Genomic DNA, 15,761 nt, shown 5'->3' with positions numbered 1-15,761 from the left:
CCATCAGTCCGATCTCGATAACACCCTCGGTGGCATGAAGATGCTGCCGTCACTTTCCCTACGCGAACTAGGAAAAATAATGAAATTAAGCAAGATCTGCCTAGCCTGTACTTCGGTACTGGCGCTCGCCCCTGCCTGGGCAAATACCTCCAATGACCCAGCCGTCGAGACCATCGTGGTTACCGGCGACCGTTTCGCTCAAAACGCCGACTCCGTGCTTGCGCCCATCACCATCTTGGATCGCACGGCACTGGATCAGATCCAGGCGCAAAGCCTGACCGATGCGCTGCGCACCCTGCCCAATGTCGATATCAACCAATATGGTGGTCGCGGTCAGAACGCCAGTGTCAGCGTGCGTGGTGCCACCAGCACACAGACGCTGGTGTTGGTCGACGGTGTACGTTTGGCCCGCTCGGTGATCGGCTCGGTTGACATCAATGCCATTCCACTGGCCCAGATCGAGCGGATCGAATTTATTCGGGGTGCCCGCGCTGCCCTGTATGGCTCGGAAGCGATCAGTGGGGTGATCAACATCATCACCCGGGGCGGTGAGTCTGGCACTGTGGTGAAAGCCGGTGCGGGCAGCCTAGGTCATGTCGAAGCCAGCGTCCGTTCGGTGTTGGATGTGGCCGGTGGCCAGCTTAAAGCGGTGGCCGCGTGGGAAGAGCAGGATGGCTATAACGTCCATCCTGTCCCCGGCGTCAACGACGGCGATAAGCACGGTTTTGCCGGCAAAAGCGCGTTACTGGCGTACGATCGCAACCTGACCGAGCAGTTTTCGGTTTATGGCGGTGTGCGCTGGAATCAAAACACCAGCCAATACGACAACTCCTCCGTGGGGAACCCGGATTGGGGCACGGCAGATACTCATGAGCGTAAAGAGAACTGGCAGGAAAGCTTCGACTATCAGCTGCAAGCTCAATACCAGAGCGAGCGCTGGTTGAGCCAGGTGCAGGCGCAAACCAGCAACACCAGATCTTACGACTACGTGGATACCTTGAGTCATAAGGATGCGCCCGCCTACAGCCATTTGCGTCAACACAATCTGGCTTGGCTCAATCAACTGCAGTTTAATGACAGCGTCAGTTTTGGTGCCGGTGTCGATTGGCGCCGAGAGGAGCTCCGTGGCGACTCCACTCAGGAAGACTGGATGACCGGGCAAGGGAGCCCGTTTGCCCCAGAAACCTTGAGCCGGGACAACACCGGGGTGTTTGCCCTGAGCCGGTTTGAGCAGGGTGGGCATCAGTTGGAAGCCTCACTGCGCAGCGACGACAACCAACAGTTTGGTCGCCACAATACGTGGCAGGTGGGCGGTGCGCTCGCCTTGGCACCGCAGTGGCGTTTGGTGGCCAGTGTCGGCACGGCGTTTCGGGCGCCGACCTTCTTCGATCTCTACTATCCCGGCTCACAAAACCCGGAGTTGAAGCCGGAGAGCTCGGATAACTATGAGCTCGCGCTGGAGGGGAAGGCGTTGGGTGCCGAGTTGCGCCTAGGCTGGTTCCGCCAGGATGCGACCGATCTGTTGCAGTGGGACAATAGCACCTACCGGATGGAAAATATCGGTGAGGCCTTGATCGATGGCATCGAGCTGGAAGCGCAGTTTGAGACAGGATGGGTTGCCCATCAGCTAAGCTATGGCTGGCGTGACAGTGAGGACAAGATCAGCGGCAATCAGTTGACCGCCAGCGCGCGTCACAATGCCAAATGGAACCTGAGTGCCGACATCGATAGCTTGAACCTGACCGCTAATCTGGTGTATCGCGGCAGCCGTTACGGTGACGCTGCCAACACGGTTGAGCTGGACAGCTATTTCCTGGTTAATTTGGCGGCGAGTTATAGTGTGACCGAGTCGTTGATTTTGCGGGCCAGATTGGAGAACGCGCTGGACGAGGATTACCTCACCATCGCCGATACCTTCTCCGGCGGCAGCTACCCAGGCCAGGGTCGTACCGGCTTTGCTGCGGTGGAATACCGCTTCTAACTGGTCAACAAGCAAAACACGTATCGCGGCGCCTTCGGGCGCCGTTTTTGTTGCTGCACGCATGGCAAACCAGCTCTGCCTCTGCCGTGGTTGCGGCAATTTTATCATCGCGTGCCACACTGATGAGGGGCGATCGAAGGGCAGGGGAGATGGCATGGCGCCGTGGTATTGGGAGTGTCACCGATGACACTGAAACAGCTTTCGATGATGGTATCGGCGTTGATCATCGCCCTGTTACTGCTGAGCTACGGCATGATCCGCAGTTTGCTGGTGGTGCCTTATGTGGAGCGGCAAGTGTTGGCGGCGCAGCGGCATGAGGTTAAGCAGGTGCTGTTTCAGCTGGAGAGCCGGCTGGCGCAGATGAGTCGACTGACCCAGGAGTTGGCCTTGTCCGACCAGCTTAGTGACGCACTGAGTCGTGGTCAGGCGCCGCCGTTGCTGCTGACCGAACTGCCGCTGGTGGATGGGGTTTACTTGTTTAACAGTGCATTGGAGCTGGTCTCTGTCCAACAGCGTAGTGAGGTGGTGGATAGCCTGCTCGAGAGCCAAGAGGCCTATCGACGGGCACGTCTGATGCCGCTGCTGCACCCGCAGCAGATCCGTGGTAAGCACGGGGTCTTGCGCCAAGGGGATGCGTTGTTCCTCTACAGCGCGGTGACCGTGTGCCGGCAGCAGGGGGACGATTGTGGGTTTGGTTATCTGCTGTTAGCCAAGCGGCTGGAAACCAGTCTACAGGCGTTTTTGAGTCAAGGCAGCGGACTGGATATCTCGCTGAGATTAGCGACCTTGGCCGACGGCGATCTGCCGCGCTTGTCTGAGCCTGAGCAGCTGCAACATCCAAGGCAGCAGCGTGCGTTGTTGCTCATGGATGCACTGGATCAGCCAGCTGCGGTGCTCACTTTGTCCCATCTGGCTAAGCCTCCCGGCGCCATTGGCCAATATGAGTGGTTGGCATTGCTGGTTATTGGTGTGTTGGGTGGCTTGATCTACTTGCTGTTATGGAAGGTCTTGGTGGTGCCGATGACGCGGGGGGTGGCGACCATCCGGGCGATGGAGCGACATCAACAGTTCCGCTCGGTCAACAGTCGGGCTCACCTGGTCGAGTTCCATCAGTTGGCGAAGGTGTTTAATGGTTTGATGCGGATGTTGACGCTGCAGCGGGATAGGATGGCTAACTTAGTGCGAACCGATCCGCTCACGGGGCTGGCCAATCGCCGTGCTCTGGAGTCGTTTATGGAGCAGGAGTGGCGACGATTGTGCCGCTATCGACGGGGCATGGCCCTGTTGGTGTTGGATATTGAACAGTTTCATCGATTTAACGAAACCTATGGTTATGGGCAGGGGGATCAATTGCTGATCAAACTGTCGCGTATGTTGCGTGCGGTGAGCCGGCGAGGTGGTGAGTTAGCGGCGCGTTATGGCAGCGATGAGTTTGCCTTGGTGATCACAGAGGTGGATCAGCAGCAATTGGAGCGTCTGTTGCGCCATATCCAGGATAAGCTGGCCGCGATCCCGCTATTGGACGGCAAGGAGCAGGGACTGCGGGTCAATATGGGGGCGGCTTTGGTGCCACCTGGAACCGCACCGGATGCGTTGGAGTTGCAACTGACGGATGTGATGGAGCGTGCTGAGGGGATGTTGTACCAGACCAAACAAACGCCGAGCGATCACTGGCAATTGTGGCAGCCCGAAGGCCGCCACGATCCGGTGATCTAGTTAGAGCGGATCTGCGCTGCGCACCTGACTGCTGGGCAGCAGGAAGTGTTGGAACGCCATCTGGTAGCCGATCGGCAACGCCTGTTCGGCGTGATCGATCGCCTGAACGCCAGTGGCGTGGCTCAGAGCGCAGGCCATATTGAAGCTGATCAGATCATAGCTTTGTGGCTGGAGCACCTTGAGCAGGTGGTTAAGCACGGGCGTCAGCTGTTCGCTGGGCAGGTTGGACTCGAAGCTGACGTAGGAGCTGTCTTCCTGCGGGGTGATGTGCATGGTGACGTAGCGATCGCCGCAGATCCCGTTCATGGAGTAGCCAAAGGGCTGGAACAGGAAGTCATCAAACTGGAATTGAGGCAGCAGTTGTTGCCAGGCCATCATCTGGCGGATCTGCTCGATGTTTTGTCCTTCGCTGCGCAGGTAGTCGGCGTCTTCCCCTTTGATGTGATACATCAGCAGCTCGCCGGTCGCGTCGTTTGGCTCAGGGCAGTATGGGCGATCAAGGTGGAAGATATAGTTATGATGACCATCTAGGTGTCCCAGGCGCCAGGCATTGCCCGACAGGTGTGGGGCCAATGAGGCCAGATCGTCCGCAAAGCTGCTCTTTTGCAGTTGGGCTTGGTATTCGTTCTTGCGCTGGTAGGTCAGCATGGCCAGAGCGTCTTGACTTACGTGTTGCAAGAATTCGGTCACCGCGTGCACCAATGTGGTGGTGCCGCAGGTCAGCATCAGGAAACGATCGTCCCAGACAAACAAGCTGGATTCAGATAGAAGGTAGGCATCACAGTCATCGTTGTGGATCGATGACAGGATCTCGGCATTGGCTTGTGCCACCATCTTCGCCCAGAAAGGACGGCCTAATTGTCGTAGAGAAGCCTGGCCGGGTTTGAGTACCGCCTCGACTTTTTTCTCAGAGCCTTCGAAAAACATCATCTTTGCCTTTCTCCCGTTGAAGGTCAGCGTAGTCGGTTTGGTAAGAGTCTGTTGTTTTGCTTACCGCCCCCCCAACGAGTTTGGTTGCGTATTGGCTAATACCCACGCAACCGCCCTCCCTTGGTACCCCTTGAAATAAAGAGGATAACCAAGGTGTGCTGCAGTGCAGCGGCGGCGATTATACACAATTGTAGGCACTGAGCCAGTTGGCTTTAACTACACTTATCTGCTCGAGGGTAATAGGGGTAATGCATGTCGACGCGTCAGATGTTTCTACTCCCATGGATGGTAATGAGTTTTTCGGCGGAAGCCGACGAGGTTACGGCCTTGGCCAATCTGGATTGGCCACAGCTCGTGCAGAGTCAGCAAAGCTGTCAGGACAATACATGTCAGCTGAGCTGGCATTATCAGGGCAACTCGCCCAGCGCTGAGCAGCTTAAGCGTTTGTTTGCGGCGCTGGCGCCATATCGAGAGGGGCCTTTGGTGATAGAGGACGACCCGATCGCGCGTCAGCTGCACGTGACCTTGCAGTTCGACGCCGATGCTCAGCGGCCTTTGCTCTCCAATGTGGCCAACTGACGGGCGTCTTCTTTCTCCGCCCAGAGGGCTATCTGATGAAACTCGCGGTGGCTAAAGCCCTGCTTCCACAGCTCGACCGGAAAGGTACCAAAGCTGTCTCGATACTTGTCCGCCACTCGCATCTCTAACGTGGCCAGTTCATCCAATTCAAAGCCATACATCTGTTGGCGCAACGCCAATGGGTGGGGCGCGTTCTCTGCTGGGAACAGCGACTCTAGGCGTGACCACTGGCCGCTGGCGCGGGCGAGCGCCTCGGGCACCAGATAGGGAACTTGCTGATCGCCAAGCTGATAGTGACGCTTGATCACCATAAACTTGTCGGGGATGGGCCGGCTTGAGTCCCACCAGTGTCCGTCGATGGCATCAAACAGCGCATTGGTATTCTTCTTATCGACGGCGCCGAGCCAGTGCAGCGTTTCCTCCAGCCAGACGGTCAGGCTTTGATTGTAGAGCTCGCTGTTGAGCACCAGGTTGGCGCTCAACAGGGCACGGGTTAACTTTGCGCCGAGCATGTTGGAGTAGAGATCTTCGGGCGAGTAGGCCGAGACGGTTTCCGGCCAGCCGGCAAAGCTGGCATAGCCGTGCCACTGGGCGATCTCATGGGACTCGGCCTTAAAGTAGGCCAACCGAGCGGCCAATTCGGCCGCGAGGTGCCAGCGCTCCTGTGGATGGAGGCTGTCGGTCTCGAAGGCATGCAGCTGGATATAGCGGTGGCCGATCTCGTCGATCAGCTCGATGGTGTGCTCATTGCCCAGATGGCGGACGATCTCGAAAAACAGAGCGACGGTATCGTCGGCGGTGTCGCGGACATGGGCCAGATCGATAAAGCCGCCCCGCTGGGTGTAGATCATGCCGTTGTTTTCACTGCCTCCCCGACCGCTGGTGCTGGCGCCTGAGCTGGTGTAATTGAAGGTCCCCCCATCAAACTTGTGCGGGCCCAACTTGTCGGCATCGACGGTATTGCCTAAGCGGAACAGCGGGATCGGCATTTTGCCGAGCCGCACCTTTTGCAGATTGCCAAAGGCGCAGCAGGGGCGGACATTCTGCGGCACAGGAAAACTGGGCAGGGTATCGACGGGCAGATCCCACAGATCGATCTGACTGTCGTCGGCCCCTAGGGCGAGAGCGATGGTGTCACTGGAGGGTTTGGGGTGGCCTTGCCACTGAGTGCCGCTGCACCCCATAAGGCTCAGCAGCAGGGCGGTGATAAGAAGGGGTTGTCGCTTCATACTGGCCGGTTTCCTGTGCAAAGTTAGATACAGTTGGTCATGGCTCTCGCAGAGCCGGGCTCGGTCACGCGGTGTCACGCAGTTTGGTGGGCGGTGAGCAAAGAGTGTAATCCACCGGCGTATTTAGCCAAGCGCGATCGACGCTTGATTCAGCTTAGGTGCAGTTAGCCGGATCGACGCTTGATTCAGCTTAGGTGCAGCTAGTCTGATCGATAATCGGTAGTGTTAATTCGACCTCATCGCGTTTTTAGTCCTACTTTTGAAGTGGGACTTTTTTATTGCTTAAATCAGGCTAAGGGTAGTAGGTATGCATCTGTTGCGAAACACATTCACCGGCTCTGCGCTGCTTTGCAGCTTGGCGGTCATGCCATCCGTTGCCCAGGAGTCGATGTTCCCTATCTGGGGCGATGAGGCGCGCGCGCGGGGCTATACCCTACCGAAACCCTACGGTTTATCGCTGTCCTATATGGACATGAGCAATCCGATCCAGGTGCACAGTATCGGTTTGTTTGGGCATCCGGTATTAGAGGCGCTGGAGATCGATGCGCCCGATGCGGATTTTGAAGGGGACAATATCACCCTGCGCGGCGATCTATGGCTGTTTCCGTTTCTCAATGTCTATGGGATCCTGGGCTACACCACGGGCGACAGTACTGCCACGATCCGCGACCTTTCCTGCGACGTAAACAATGTCGCCAGCACTGGTAATCCGTTCCAAGATGCCGTTAACCAGGGCATTTGTTTGGGCTTGAATGCAGGAGCAGACGCTGCCATTGGCGCCCCATTTGCGCTGGAGCTGAAAGGGGGAACCTATGGGGCTGGCTTCACTTTAGCCGGCGGCGTCGGTAACTGGTTTGCCTTGGTGGACACCAACTACACCTATACGGATCTGTCCATCATCGATGGTGAGATCGAGACCTTTGTTTCTGCGCCGCGGGTGGGTTACCGCTGGGAGTTTGAAGGCGGCAAGGAGTTGCGTTTGTTTGCGGGCGCAATGTACCAGAAGGTGGATCAAAGCCTGTCCGGCAATCTGGTGGATCTGGGATTGCCTTCGGCGATCAATGATCTGATCAATAGCCTGGCGCCGGATGGTAAGTTCGAGGTTGAGCAGAGCGGCACTTCACGCTGGAATACGGTAATCGGAGCGCAGTATGCCCTGAGCCGTGACTGGGAGGTGCTGTTTGAGTCCGGATTCGGTGCGCGTCGCACTACCTTTATCTCGCTCGGTCGCCGTTTCTAAGGAGAGCTGCTTGGATCGAACCGCATTGTGGGCACTGATCTTGAGTCTGTGTCCCGCCGTTGTGCTTGCGCAGCAACCCCCGCCGCCAGCGGAGGTTGATGGTCAGGGGATGTTTGGACGGCTATCGGCCAAAATGGATGATCTGCTGGAGAGCCTAGGCGCCGACGGCGGTTTTGACCCCGATAAAACCATGGACTGGAGTGTCCTGCCGGGGCCGTTTTATACCCCGGAGATGGAGTTAGGGCTAGGCGTGTCAGCGGTGGGGCTGTATCAGGTGGACCGACAAGATACTGTCTCGCAGATCTCCTCGTTTACCGTCAACGGCTTTGCCTCGGTGAATGGCGCGCTCGGCGCCGAGATCATCAGTCAAACCTTCTTCCAGCAAGACCGTTATCGCTTGTTTATCAATGCCGAAGTGGTGGATGCGCCTGAGGTGTTTTATGGCGTGGGGCTTGACGCGGGCCGGGTGAAGGCCAATAAGATCGACTTTGACCGCCGTGGCTACCGTTTTAAACCACAGCTGTTGACCCAGATCTGGCCGGCAACTTTTGTTGGGTTGGGATTTGACTTCAGCCAGAATGAGGGACGGAAGGTTGAGCCCTTTGCCCCCCGTCCGTTCGAGCAAGCGCTCCAGTTTCCTGACAGCAGCACCACAGCGGCGCTGACGTTGCACCTGATGCACGACTCCCGTGATTTTATTCTCAATGCCCGTGAGGGCCGATTGTTGCAGGCCGATTTGGCGCTGTATCGCGATGGCTTAGGCAGTGATAGCGTATTTGAGAAGTACAATCTGGAATACAGCGATTACTGGGGCGTCGGCCCGGGGATCTTAGCCTGGCAGTTTGCCGCCGAATTTAACCATGGCGAGGTGCCGTGGGATCAGCTCGCGCAATTGGGCGGCGGAACCCGCCTGCGGGGTTACAACTCTGGCCGTTACCGAGACAAGCAGATGGGCCTGGCTCAGCTGGAATATCGGCATGATCTGCCGCGCCGACATGGCATGGTGTATTGGCTCGGAGCGGGCACGCTGGCGGAGTCGGTGTCGGAGCTGGGCAGCGATAAGTGGCTGCACAGTGTGGGGCTGGGCTACCGCTTTGAGGTGAAGCAGCGGGTCAACCTGCGGCTGGATATGGCTTGGGGCAATGGTGAAAGTGGCTTCTACTTTGCCGTCAATGAGGTGTTCTAGCGGCGCTTTGAGGGGCCGATGCGCCCCTCGCTAGTGTCTTAGCGGCGCTGACGCTGCCGGTTTGCTTCCCGTTTTTCCCTCACTCGCTTCGTACTCGCTTCGTACTCGCTTAGCGCTCAGTAAGCGCAGCTCCCTTTTCTTCAGCTCCTCTCTTCTCATTGATTTCCACTGTCCCCCGGCTCATCGCGCAAGGCTTCGCACTGGCGCAGGAGAAATTGGCGCAGCCATTGATGGGCGGGATCGGCATCGCGCAGTTTGGGCCACAGCATGCGGTAGCTGATGGCCGCCAGTTCAAACGGCAAAGGCAGGCTGGCGAGCTGGAAGCGGGTCTGCAATTGAGCACCAAAGTTGCCATCACAGACAAACATCATGTCGGAGTGGCGTGCCATGACGGCGGCGCTGTGAAAATCCGGTACCCGCGCGCCGGGATCGCGCTTATGGCCCATGGTGGCCAGCACTTGATCCATCAGCCAAAACTCTGAGCCTTCGACCCAGATATGGATCTGTTTGAGTGCCAGCATAGCTGCCAGATCCCAGGGGCGTTGTAAGGCGGGGTGATCATGGCGCAATAGGCAGCTATGGCGCGAACGATACAGCTCTTGACCGGATAACTCTGACGGCAGGTGATCCACGTGCCAGGGGTAGTGCACCCGGGGATCGGTATCTCGCGGTAGGATCAACAGATCCAACTGACCGTGTTTGAGCTGCTCAAATTGGTTGGCCGGCTGAGGCACCATGTTCAGGTGCAGCCCGGGGGCCTGTTGCGCCAGCGGGGGCAGCAGGGGGACGATGGGGTGGAAGGCGGTTTCTGCCAAGGCCACCCGGAAGCTTTGTTGGTCGCGAAGCGGATCAAAGCCCTGCGGTTGCAGCAAGCGGCTGGCCGCCAGCAACCAAGCGCGCAGATCGCCCTCCATCGCCTGGGCCTTTGGCGTGGGCATTAGGCCCTGAGCATTGCGTACAAACAGGGGGTCGTCCAATGCCTTGCCCAGCTGTTGGCGCAGTTTGCCCAATTGCTTGCTGACTGCCGATTGGCTCAGATGCAAGCGTGCGGCGGCCCCGGTCACACTGCGTTCCTCAAGCAAGATCAGCATCAGTTGCAGTAGGTTGAGATCGATGCGGGTCAGATCCACCCTGCCTCCTAGTTATTCCATAATGGAATGTCGTCGATTCTGTTATTTCATTTTTAATCATAATCATCGGTCACTACAATTGCGCCTGTTTTTTTCTGCAACCAAGGATCGCTATGAACCGCTCGGCGCCGTTTTACCTGTTTATGCTGATGGTGGTTTTCAGCCCCTTAGCCATTGATATCTTTCTGCCGGCGATCCCGGCGATGGCCGATGCATTCGATGCCGAGATGGCGTCGATCCAGGCGCTGGTGGGGATCTTCATCCTCAGCCTGGGGGCCGGTCAGTTGCTGGCCGGGCCATTGGCGGACCGGTATGGTCGCCGTCCGGTCGCACTCACTGGGGTGGTGATCTACGTGTTGTCCGCCGCCTTAGGGGCGATCGCCAACAGCATTGAGCTGTTGTGGTTGTCGCGTCTGCTGCAGGGGCTAGGCACCTGTGCCATCGTCGTGGCGGCGTTCTCCGGGGTGCGAGACACCTTTCCTAAGGAGCGCTTGACGGCACTGTACAGCTACCTCAATGGGGTGATCTGCATCATTCCGGCGTTGGCGCCTCTGCTGGGCGGTGTGCTCACTGAGTTCTGGGATTGGCGTGCCAACTTTGTCTTTATGGCTGGCTATGGTCTGTTGGCCGGTGTGCTGATCCTGCGGGGGCTGCCGGAAACCCGACCGGAAGGCACTCGGGCCGACGGGGCTTTGATCAGCTGGGAGCGCTACGCGCCAGTGCTGGGCCACCCGGTGTTTCAGTTCTACAGTGTGATGAACATGCTGGGCATGGCGGTGATCTTGGCTTATGTGTCGTTTGCACCGGCGGTGTTAATGGTGGATCTGGCGTTGTCGCCCATGGCGTTTGCCGCCTGGTTCGGCGTCAACGCCGCCATCAATATTGCCGCGGCGTTTGCGGCTCCGAGCGTGATCGCTCGAGTGGGTAAGCGCAATGGCTTGGTGCTCGGTGTCAGCTTATGTCTATTGGCCTGCTTGGGGCTGATCGCATTGCAGGGCTGGGCCGATCCGCTGGCCTTCATGGCACCGGTCTTTGTCGCTAGCATCGGTTTTTGCTTCTTGCTGGCGATCAGTGGCGGGGCGGCGTTGATCCCCTTCGGTGAGCGGGCCGGAACGGCATCGGCACTGCTGGTGTGCATTCAGATGAGCGGGGCCGCCTTGGTGCTGGCGCTGATCAGCCTCGTGCCGCTGTCTGCGGCGCTGCGCCTGGCTGTCTTGACCCTGTTGCCGTTGAGCTGGTGGCTGCTGTCTCGCCTGCGCGCTCAGCAGTATGGCCAGATCAAAGCGGCGATGGAGTCGTGATCAGCCGGCGTCTGGCGCTTCTGATGGCGCGGTGAGCGGTGGACGACAGTGCCCTTCCAGCGTGACACCGCGCCGAGTCGGGCGGCGCTGGGTGATCCGGTAGCCATGGAGACAAAGCTGGCGTTGATCCAGCTGCTGTTCGAGCAATAAGAACAGCTGATGCTCGTTGATCAGGGCGCCCTGGCCCGGCACGGTGTCGCCGTCGCGCGCGGGCTGGATGGCCCCGTTCGGTGCCATGCGGTTCGGCTCCCCCCCGGGCTGGCCGAAATAGGTCAGGCGGAAATGGGACGATGTTTCATCGGGTTGTACGGAAAATGCGTAGTCCTGCTCAGTTATCGGATCCGCCGTTTGAGCACATCCCGCAATCATGACCAGGCTCGCAGCAAGTGCACCTCGCATCAGGCAATATCCTTCCATCATTGAATGGCTTGCTACTATATCTCAATCGGTCTAGTTTTCCGCAACGGAAAAGTTCCGTGACCACTGCCGTGTTTTTCGCCTTTGTGGGTATGACCCCAGTTTACGGTGTAGGATCGCGGGATCGATTGACCTTGGTGCAGTGCCAAGGTTTACCCTTCAATGGGTTAGGTTGAGCCCTGCTTTATTATTGATATTTGAGGTTAAAGTGAAAAAAACGATTGCTTTGTGTTCCGTACTGGTCGCCGCATTGTTGGGCGGTTGTTCCGATAAGCCTGAAGAGGTGGTTGCGCCAGCTCCTGCGGCAGCGACTGTTGTTGAGCAGACTAACCCGACCGAAATCAGTGATGGCTTATTCGTAGAGGGTCATCACTACTTCTTGGTGAACCCGCAGGGGACCAGTGACGGTCCTGTCGTAACCGAGTTTTTCTCTTTGTATTGTGGTGGTTGCTACAACATGGAGGCCCGCTTCCTGCCGATGATCGTGCCAGTGCTGGACAGCCAAGGTATTCAGTTTGAACAGAAGCATGTGAACTTTGCTGGCGATCAGACCGGTGAAGATGTGGTGCGCGGTTTCGCTATCTTGCAAAACATTGGCGATGAAGCTCAGCAAAAAGCGCTGAAAGAGACCCTGTTCGAAGAGCTGGGCGGTAAAGATCACGATCATAGCGCTCATGGCCATGATCATGAGGAAGGCATTCAATCCTTGGCCGATCTGCGTCCATTCTTTGTGGCTGCCGGGATCGACGGTGCGGCATTTGACGCCGCTGCACAAAGCAATGCGGTCAATGCGGACGTGTCGGCGTGGGCTGAAGAGCAGCAGATGTATCAGGTTGCGAGCGTCCCGTCTTTCATCGTGAACAATCGCTATCAGATCAATATGCGAGAGATTGCGACCTTGGAAGAACTGACGGATCTGATGAGCTACTTGTCCAGCAAGTGATCGCTTGCCGGAAAGAAAAGCGCCGTGGCCATGTGCCACGGCGTTTTTGTTTTTAGCGAAAGAACAGTTGAGACAGCGGGTTGAACAGCCGTGCCAAGCCGGAGGTGAAGTGCAGCGGGCCTTCCAGTGCGCTGATCACCAAACAGTCCTCGTGGCTGTCGGTTTGTGGTTGATGCTGGTGACGCTGATCGAGACAGACAAAATCACCGAGTCGATAGTCGCCATTGGCATCGCTAAAGCCACCGTGCAGTACCAGGGTGTATTCGCGGCCCTTGTGGGTGTGTGTGGGCACACCGCTGTTCTTGTCCATATGGATAAAGTTCAGATGGCTGTTTTCGACTGCCAGGCGAGCCTGATGCAGCCGTCCGGGCAATGCGGACCAACGTGTGGGTTGATGCAGCTGGCGTGCCAACACCTGAGGCAGTTCGAAGGTGCGATGATGGAGGGTCAATGGCTGGATCGCCGTCGGCAGGGCCTCGGGCTCACGGACGGTGTGCTCCGGTAAATGGGCCAACAGGGTCTCAAGCATGCCATCGAGTGCCGGCTGATCGTCTCCGCCGTCAGCCTCCAGTGCGGTTTGCGCCAGGAGCGCCTCGTGGTTGGCGATCTGCTGCTGGCAGTGGCTGCAGTACTCCCGGTGCGCCGCGATCAGCAGTGCCGTGCTGGGCGCGAGGGTCCCGGCCGCAAAGTCACGCAGCAGATCCGGAGCGGGATGGTGATTAATGTGTGTCATCGATGAGCTCCCTGATCTTGGCCAGCGCAAGGCGGAGCCGTGACTTGACCGTACCGAGGGGGATCCCCAAGGCATCCGCCACCTCTTGCTGTGAGCGGTCGTCGAAATAGATAAGTTGCACCACCTGACGCTGACCGGGCGGCAGTTGGGCGCAGTAGTGTTTGAGCTGTTGCTCGATAATGGGTCGATCGAGCCGCTCGTTGTCGCTGTGTGCGTCGGCCTCGCTTTCTAAGTCGAGGTAGATCTCGTCGGCGCACAGCTGCTCCGGTCGGGCGCGCTGGCGCCTGAGCATATCGAAACGGACGTTGCGGGCAATGGTGAACAGCCAAGTTGAAACCTGACCTTTGTCGCGATGATACAGGTGGGCTTTAAGCCACACCTTGGTCAGGGTCTCCTGCACCATCTCTTCGGCTAAGGCATCGCTACTGAAGTGCTGGCGGGCATGGTTGAGCAGACGCGGGGCGTAGTGGCGAAACAGCTCAGCAAACGCCAGCTTGTCGCGGTGCTGAGCGATCTGAACAAGCCACTGCTGCTGCGGATCGAGCGGAACCGGTTTTGCCATTGTGTGATCCATCACTTGGGTCGCGATCGTCATATGGCCAGTATCCTGTGTGCTGCGCAATATTACTAGGGTACGCAAGAGGACAGCGTACGGATCATTGCGCCATCATTGCCGCTATGCGTGTCAGTGTCGGGTTGGGGCCGGACTTTTGGGTCAAACGTTGTTTTTCCTCATTGGTCAACGGCAGCAGCTCTAGCCAGCGCTGTGCGACCCAACTGGCGTCGGCCCATTGGGGGGATGGATAGAGCGTTGCGAGTTCTGGGTAGTCGTCGAACGCGGCGCTAAGTTGCTGCGCCACCCGTTGCTGCTGCTCGTCTAAGGGCTGGGGCGGCCAGTGGGTCAATGCGCGTGCCGTGCCGAGCCGTAAGCCATCGGACTCGGTCGCTGTTTGGTGCACTTCGAGCCGCTCAAGGCCTTCGACGGTGATCCCCAGCAAGCCATCCTCCAGTGCAGTAAAGTCCACGATCCGCACCCGGGTCGCCAGGGGATAGATGGCCGCTGGCTGGCGCGCTGTGACTGCGTCATCGAGCAGGCAGATGGCGAAGCCGGTGTCCGCGTTGAAGCTTTCGCGCACCATGCGGAGGTAGCGGGCTTCGAAGATCCGTAAGCGGAGCTTGCCGCCCGGGAGCACCAGGCTGGGGAGGGGGAACAGTGGAATGTTGGGATAGTCTGCCATGGTCAGTGCTCTGTTTTTCGACGTGTTCTTGGTACGGACGATGAGTGCAAACGGTTCAGTCGGTTGGCGCAATGGCGGCGATGGGGCCGGGCGCAAGCGCCGGTTGCTGGGGGAGGCAAAACAAAACGGGCGCCCGAAGGCGCCCGTTACGAGGATAGGAGGTGCGATCAGTGGTTACTGATCGGACGCTTCTTCCAATGCTGGCTCGCCGTTGATGGCGAACAGTTCAACTTCGAACTTCAGAGGGGTGTTTGGCGCGATCATCTGACCGGCACCGCGCTCGCCGTAGGCCAGCTCAGATGGGATGTACAGCTCGTACTTAGAGCCAACGGTCATCAGCTGCAGACCTTCGGTCCAGCCGGCGATCACGCCGTTCAGTGGGAAGCTGATGGTTTCGTTGCGAGAGTATGAGGAGTCAAACTCTTCACCGGTTGGCAGGGTGCCGCGGTAGTGAACGGTCACGGTGTCTTCTGCTGATGGCTTGGCGCCGTCACCTTCGGTGATGGCTTTGTACATCAGGCCGGAGTCGGTGGTGATCACCCCTTCCTGTGCCGCCATTTCGCTCAGCCAGCCGGCGGAAGCGGCTTGGGCTTCGGCCATTTCAGCATCATGCTTCTCTTGGGCCAACTCGTTTACGCGCTGGTCGAACGCCATCAGAGTTTCCTGCAGCTGCTCATCGTTCAGTTGTGCGGTTTCGTTGATGCCGTCGGTCAGGCCTGCCAGGATCACAGACTTGTCCAGCTCCACGCCGATGGTGGCTTGTTGCTCAAGGCTACCACTGATGTACTGGGCCATAGAAACACCGATAGCGTACGCAGCTTTTTGATCTTCGTTGTCCAGCTGAACCTGGGCTGCGGTTACTTGCTCGGTTTTGCCAGCGTCGTCTTGACAACCTGCCAGTGCAATTGCTGCGCCGACCAAGCCGACTTTAAACAAGGTTTTCATTGAGTATCTCCCTAATTAATGTCCGATTACTATTGGGGCTCGCATGCGAAAGTGCAACCCCTAGTTGTGCAGATTGCACTATATGACCGAAGCACAAGGCAAAGGTTCCGACCGGATCGCAGAGTTTGAGGCGTAGGCGACGGTAAAATATGCATTATCGCTTGTCCGCTGGCCGGTCTGCGATTACCCTGCC

The 15,761-nt window shown here is 58.0% G+C and carries 15 protein-coding genes; 7 read left to right on the top strand and 8 right to left on the bottom strand.

Annotated features, from left to right (window positions below):
• The first annotated feature begins 79 nt into the window (after window positions 1-79).
• Both ABEA08_RS18125 and ABEA08_RS18120 read left to right on the top strand, forming a co-directional pair.
• Window positions 80-1,981 carry a TonB-dependent receptor domain-containing protein gene (locus ABEA08_RS18125; RefSeq protein ID WP_345336798.1) on the top strand — a complete coding sequence of 634 codons (1,902 nt, stop codon included), beginning with the start codon at window positions 80-82 and terminating at the stop codon, window positions 1,979-1,981.
• A 183-nt stretch (window positions 1,982-2,164) separates the two neighbouring features.
• A complete protein-coding gene (locus ABEA08_RS18120; RefSeq protein WP_345336797.1) occupies window positions 2,165-3,697 on the top strand; it encodes a GGDEF domain-containing protein in 1,533 nt (510 codons plus the stop codon).
• On the opposite strand, the gene ABEA08_RS18115 is transcribed toward ABEA08_RS18120, so the two are convergent.
• A complete protein-coding gene (locus ABEA08_RS18115) occupies window positions 3,698-4,627 on the bottom strand; it encodes an adenosylmethionine decarboxylase (RefSeq protein WP_345336796.1) in 930 nt (309 codons plus the stop codon). It abuts the gene before it with no gap.
• A gap of 291 nt (window positions 4,628-4,918) precedes the next feature.
• Between ABEA08_RS18115 and ABEA08_RS18110 the strand changes: the two genes are divergently transcribed.
• Window positions 4,919-5,206 (top strand): hypothetical protein, encoded by a 288-nt coding sequence (locus ABEA08_RS18110; protein WP_345336795.1) that lies wholly within the window; start codon window positions 4,919-4,921, stop codon window positions 5,204-5,206.
• Here the strand turns inward: ABEA08_RS18110 and ABEA08_RS18105 are convergent.
• Window positions 5,173-6,435, bottom strand: coding sequence for a DUF4056 domain-containing protein (locus ABEA08_RS18105; protein WP_345336794.1), 1,263 nt, complete (start codon window positions 6,433-6,435; stop codon window positions 5,173-5,175). The genes ABEA08_RS18110 and ABEA08_RS18105 overlap by 34 nt on opposite strands.
• A gap of 307 nt (window positions 6,436-6,742) precedes the next feature.
• Between ABEA08_RS18105 and ABEA08_RS18100 the strand changes: the two genes are divergently transcribed.
• Both ABEA08_RS18100 and ABEA08_RS18095 read left to right on the top strand, forming a co-directional pair.
• On the top strand, window positions 6,743-7,675 hold the full coding sequence (locus tag ABEA08_RS18100) for a hypothetical protein (RefSeq protein WP_345336793.1): 933 nt from the start codon (window positions 6,743-6,745) through the stop codon (window positions 7,673-7,675).
• A gap of 10 nt (window positions 7,676-7,685) precedes the next feature.
• Window positions 7,686-8,861 (top strand): BamA/TamA family outer membrane protein, encoded by a 1,176-nt coding sequence (locus tag ABEA08_RS18095; RefSeq protein WP_345336792.1) that lies wholly within the window; start codon window positions 7,686-7,688, stop codon window positions 8,859-8,861.
• Between the two features lie 155 nt (window positions 8,862-9,016).
• Here the strand turns inward: ABEA08_RS18095 and ABEA08_RS18090 are convergent, their stop codons facing one another.
• Window positions 9,017-9,991: a LysR family transcriptional regulator gene (locus tag ABEA08_RS18090; RefSeq protein ID WP_345336791.1), complete on the bottom strand. Its 975-nt coding sequence runs from the start codon at window positions 9,989-9,991 to the stop codon at window positions 9,017-9,019.
• A gap of 113 nt (window positions 9,992-10,104) precedes the next feature.
• Between ABEA08_RS18090 and ABEA08_RS18085 the strand changes: the two genes are divergently transcribed.
• Complete coding sequence (locus ABEA08_RS18085; protein ID WP_345336790.1) at window positions 10,105-11,292, top strand: multidrug effflux MFS transporter; 1,188 nt, start codon at window positions 10,105-10,107, stop codon at window positions 11,290-11,292.
• Here the strand turns inward: ABEA08_RS18085 and ABEA08_RS18080 are convergent, their stop codons facing one another.
• On the bottom strand, window positions 11,293-11,691 hold the full coding sequence (locus ABEA08_RS18080; protein ID WP_345336789.1) for a hypothetical protein: 399 nt from the start codon (window positions 11,689-11,691) through the stop codon (window positions 11,293-11,295).
• 226 nt (window positions 11,692-11,917) lie between these two features.
• Here ABEA08_RS18080 and ABEA08_RS18075 point away from each other — a divergent pair, with 226 nt between their 5' ends.
• Window positions 11,918-12,652 (top strand): thiol:disulfide interchange protein DsbA/DsbL, encoded by a 735-nt coding sequence (locus ABEA08_RS18075; RefSeq protein WP_345336788.1) that lies wholly within the window; start codon window positions 11,918-11,920, stop codon window positions 12,650-12,652.
• A gap of 52 nt (window positions 12,653-12,704) precedes the next feature.
• On the opposite strand, the gene ABEA08_RS18070 is transcribed toward ABEA08_RS18075, so the two are convergent.
• From ABEA08_RS18070 to fkpA, 4 genes are all read right to left on the bottom strand, one after another.
• Window positions 12,705-13,385, bottom strand: a complete 681-nt coding sequence (locus ABEA08_RS18070) for a ChrR family anti-sigma-E factor (protein WP_345336787.1) — start codon at window positions 13,383-13,385, stop codon at window positions 12,705-12,707.
• The gene (locus ABEA08_RS18065) at window positions 13,372-13,947 is read right to left on the bottom strand and encodes a sigma-70 family RNA polymerase sigma factor (protein ID WP_345336786.1); all 576 of its coding nucleotides are present in this window, start codon (window positions 13,945-13,947) and stop codon (window positions 13,372-13,374) included. Before ABEA08_RS18065 ends, ABEA08_RS18070 begins: the two co-directional genes overlap by 14 nt.
• Before the next feature lie 94 nt (window positions 13,948-14,041).
• Window positions 14,042-14,623 (bottom strand): LON peptidase substrate-binding domain-containing protein, encoded by a 582-nt coding sequence (locus tag ABEA08_RS18060; protein ID WP_345336785.1) that lies wholly within the window; start codon window positions 14,621-14,623, stop codon window positions 14,042-14,044.
• Between the two features lie 174 nt (window positions 14,624-14,797).
• Window positions 14,798-15,568 (bottom strand): FKBP-type peptidyl-prolyl cis-trans isomerase, encoded by a 771-nt coding sequence (fkpA, locus tag ABEA08_RS18055; RefSeq protein ID WP_345336784.1) that lies wholly within the window; start codon window positions 15,566-15,568, stop codon window positions 14,798-14,800.
• Window positions 15,569-15,761: the final 193 nt, after the last annotated feature.

It is taken from the genome of Ferrimonas pelagia (genome assembly GCF_039543565.1).
Lineage (GTDB): Bacteria > Pseudomonadota > Gammaproteobacteria > Enterobacterales > Shewanellaceae > Ferrimonas > Ferrimonas pelagia.
Note: the sequence above shows the minus strand (reverse complement) of the source record. Positions and strands in the feature narration are given on the sequence as shown.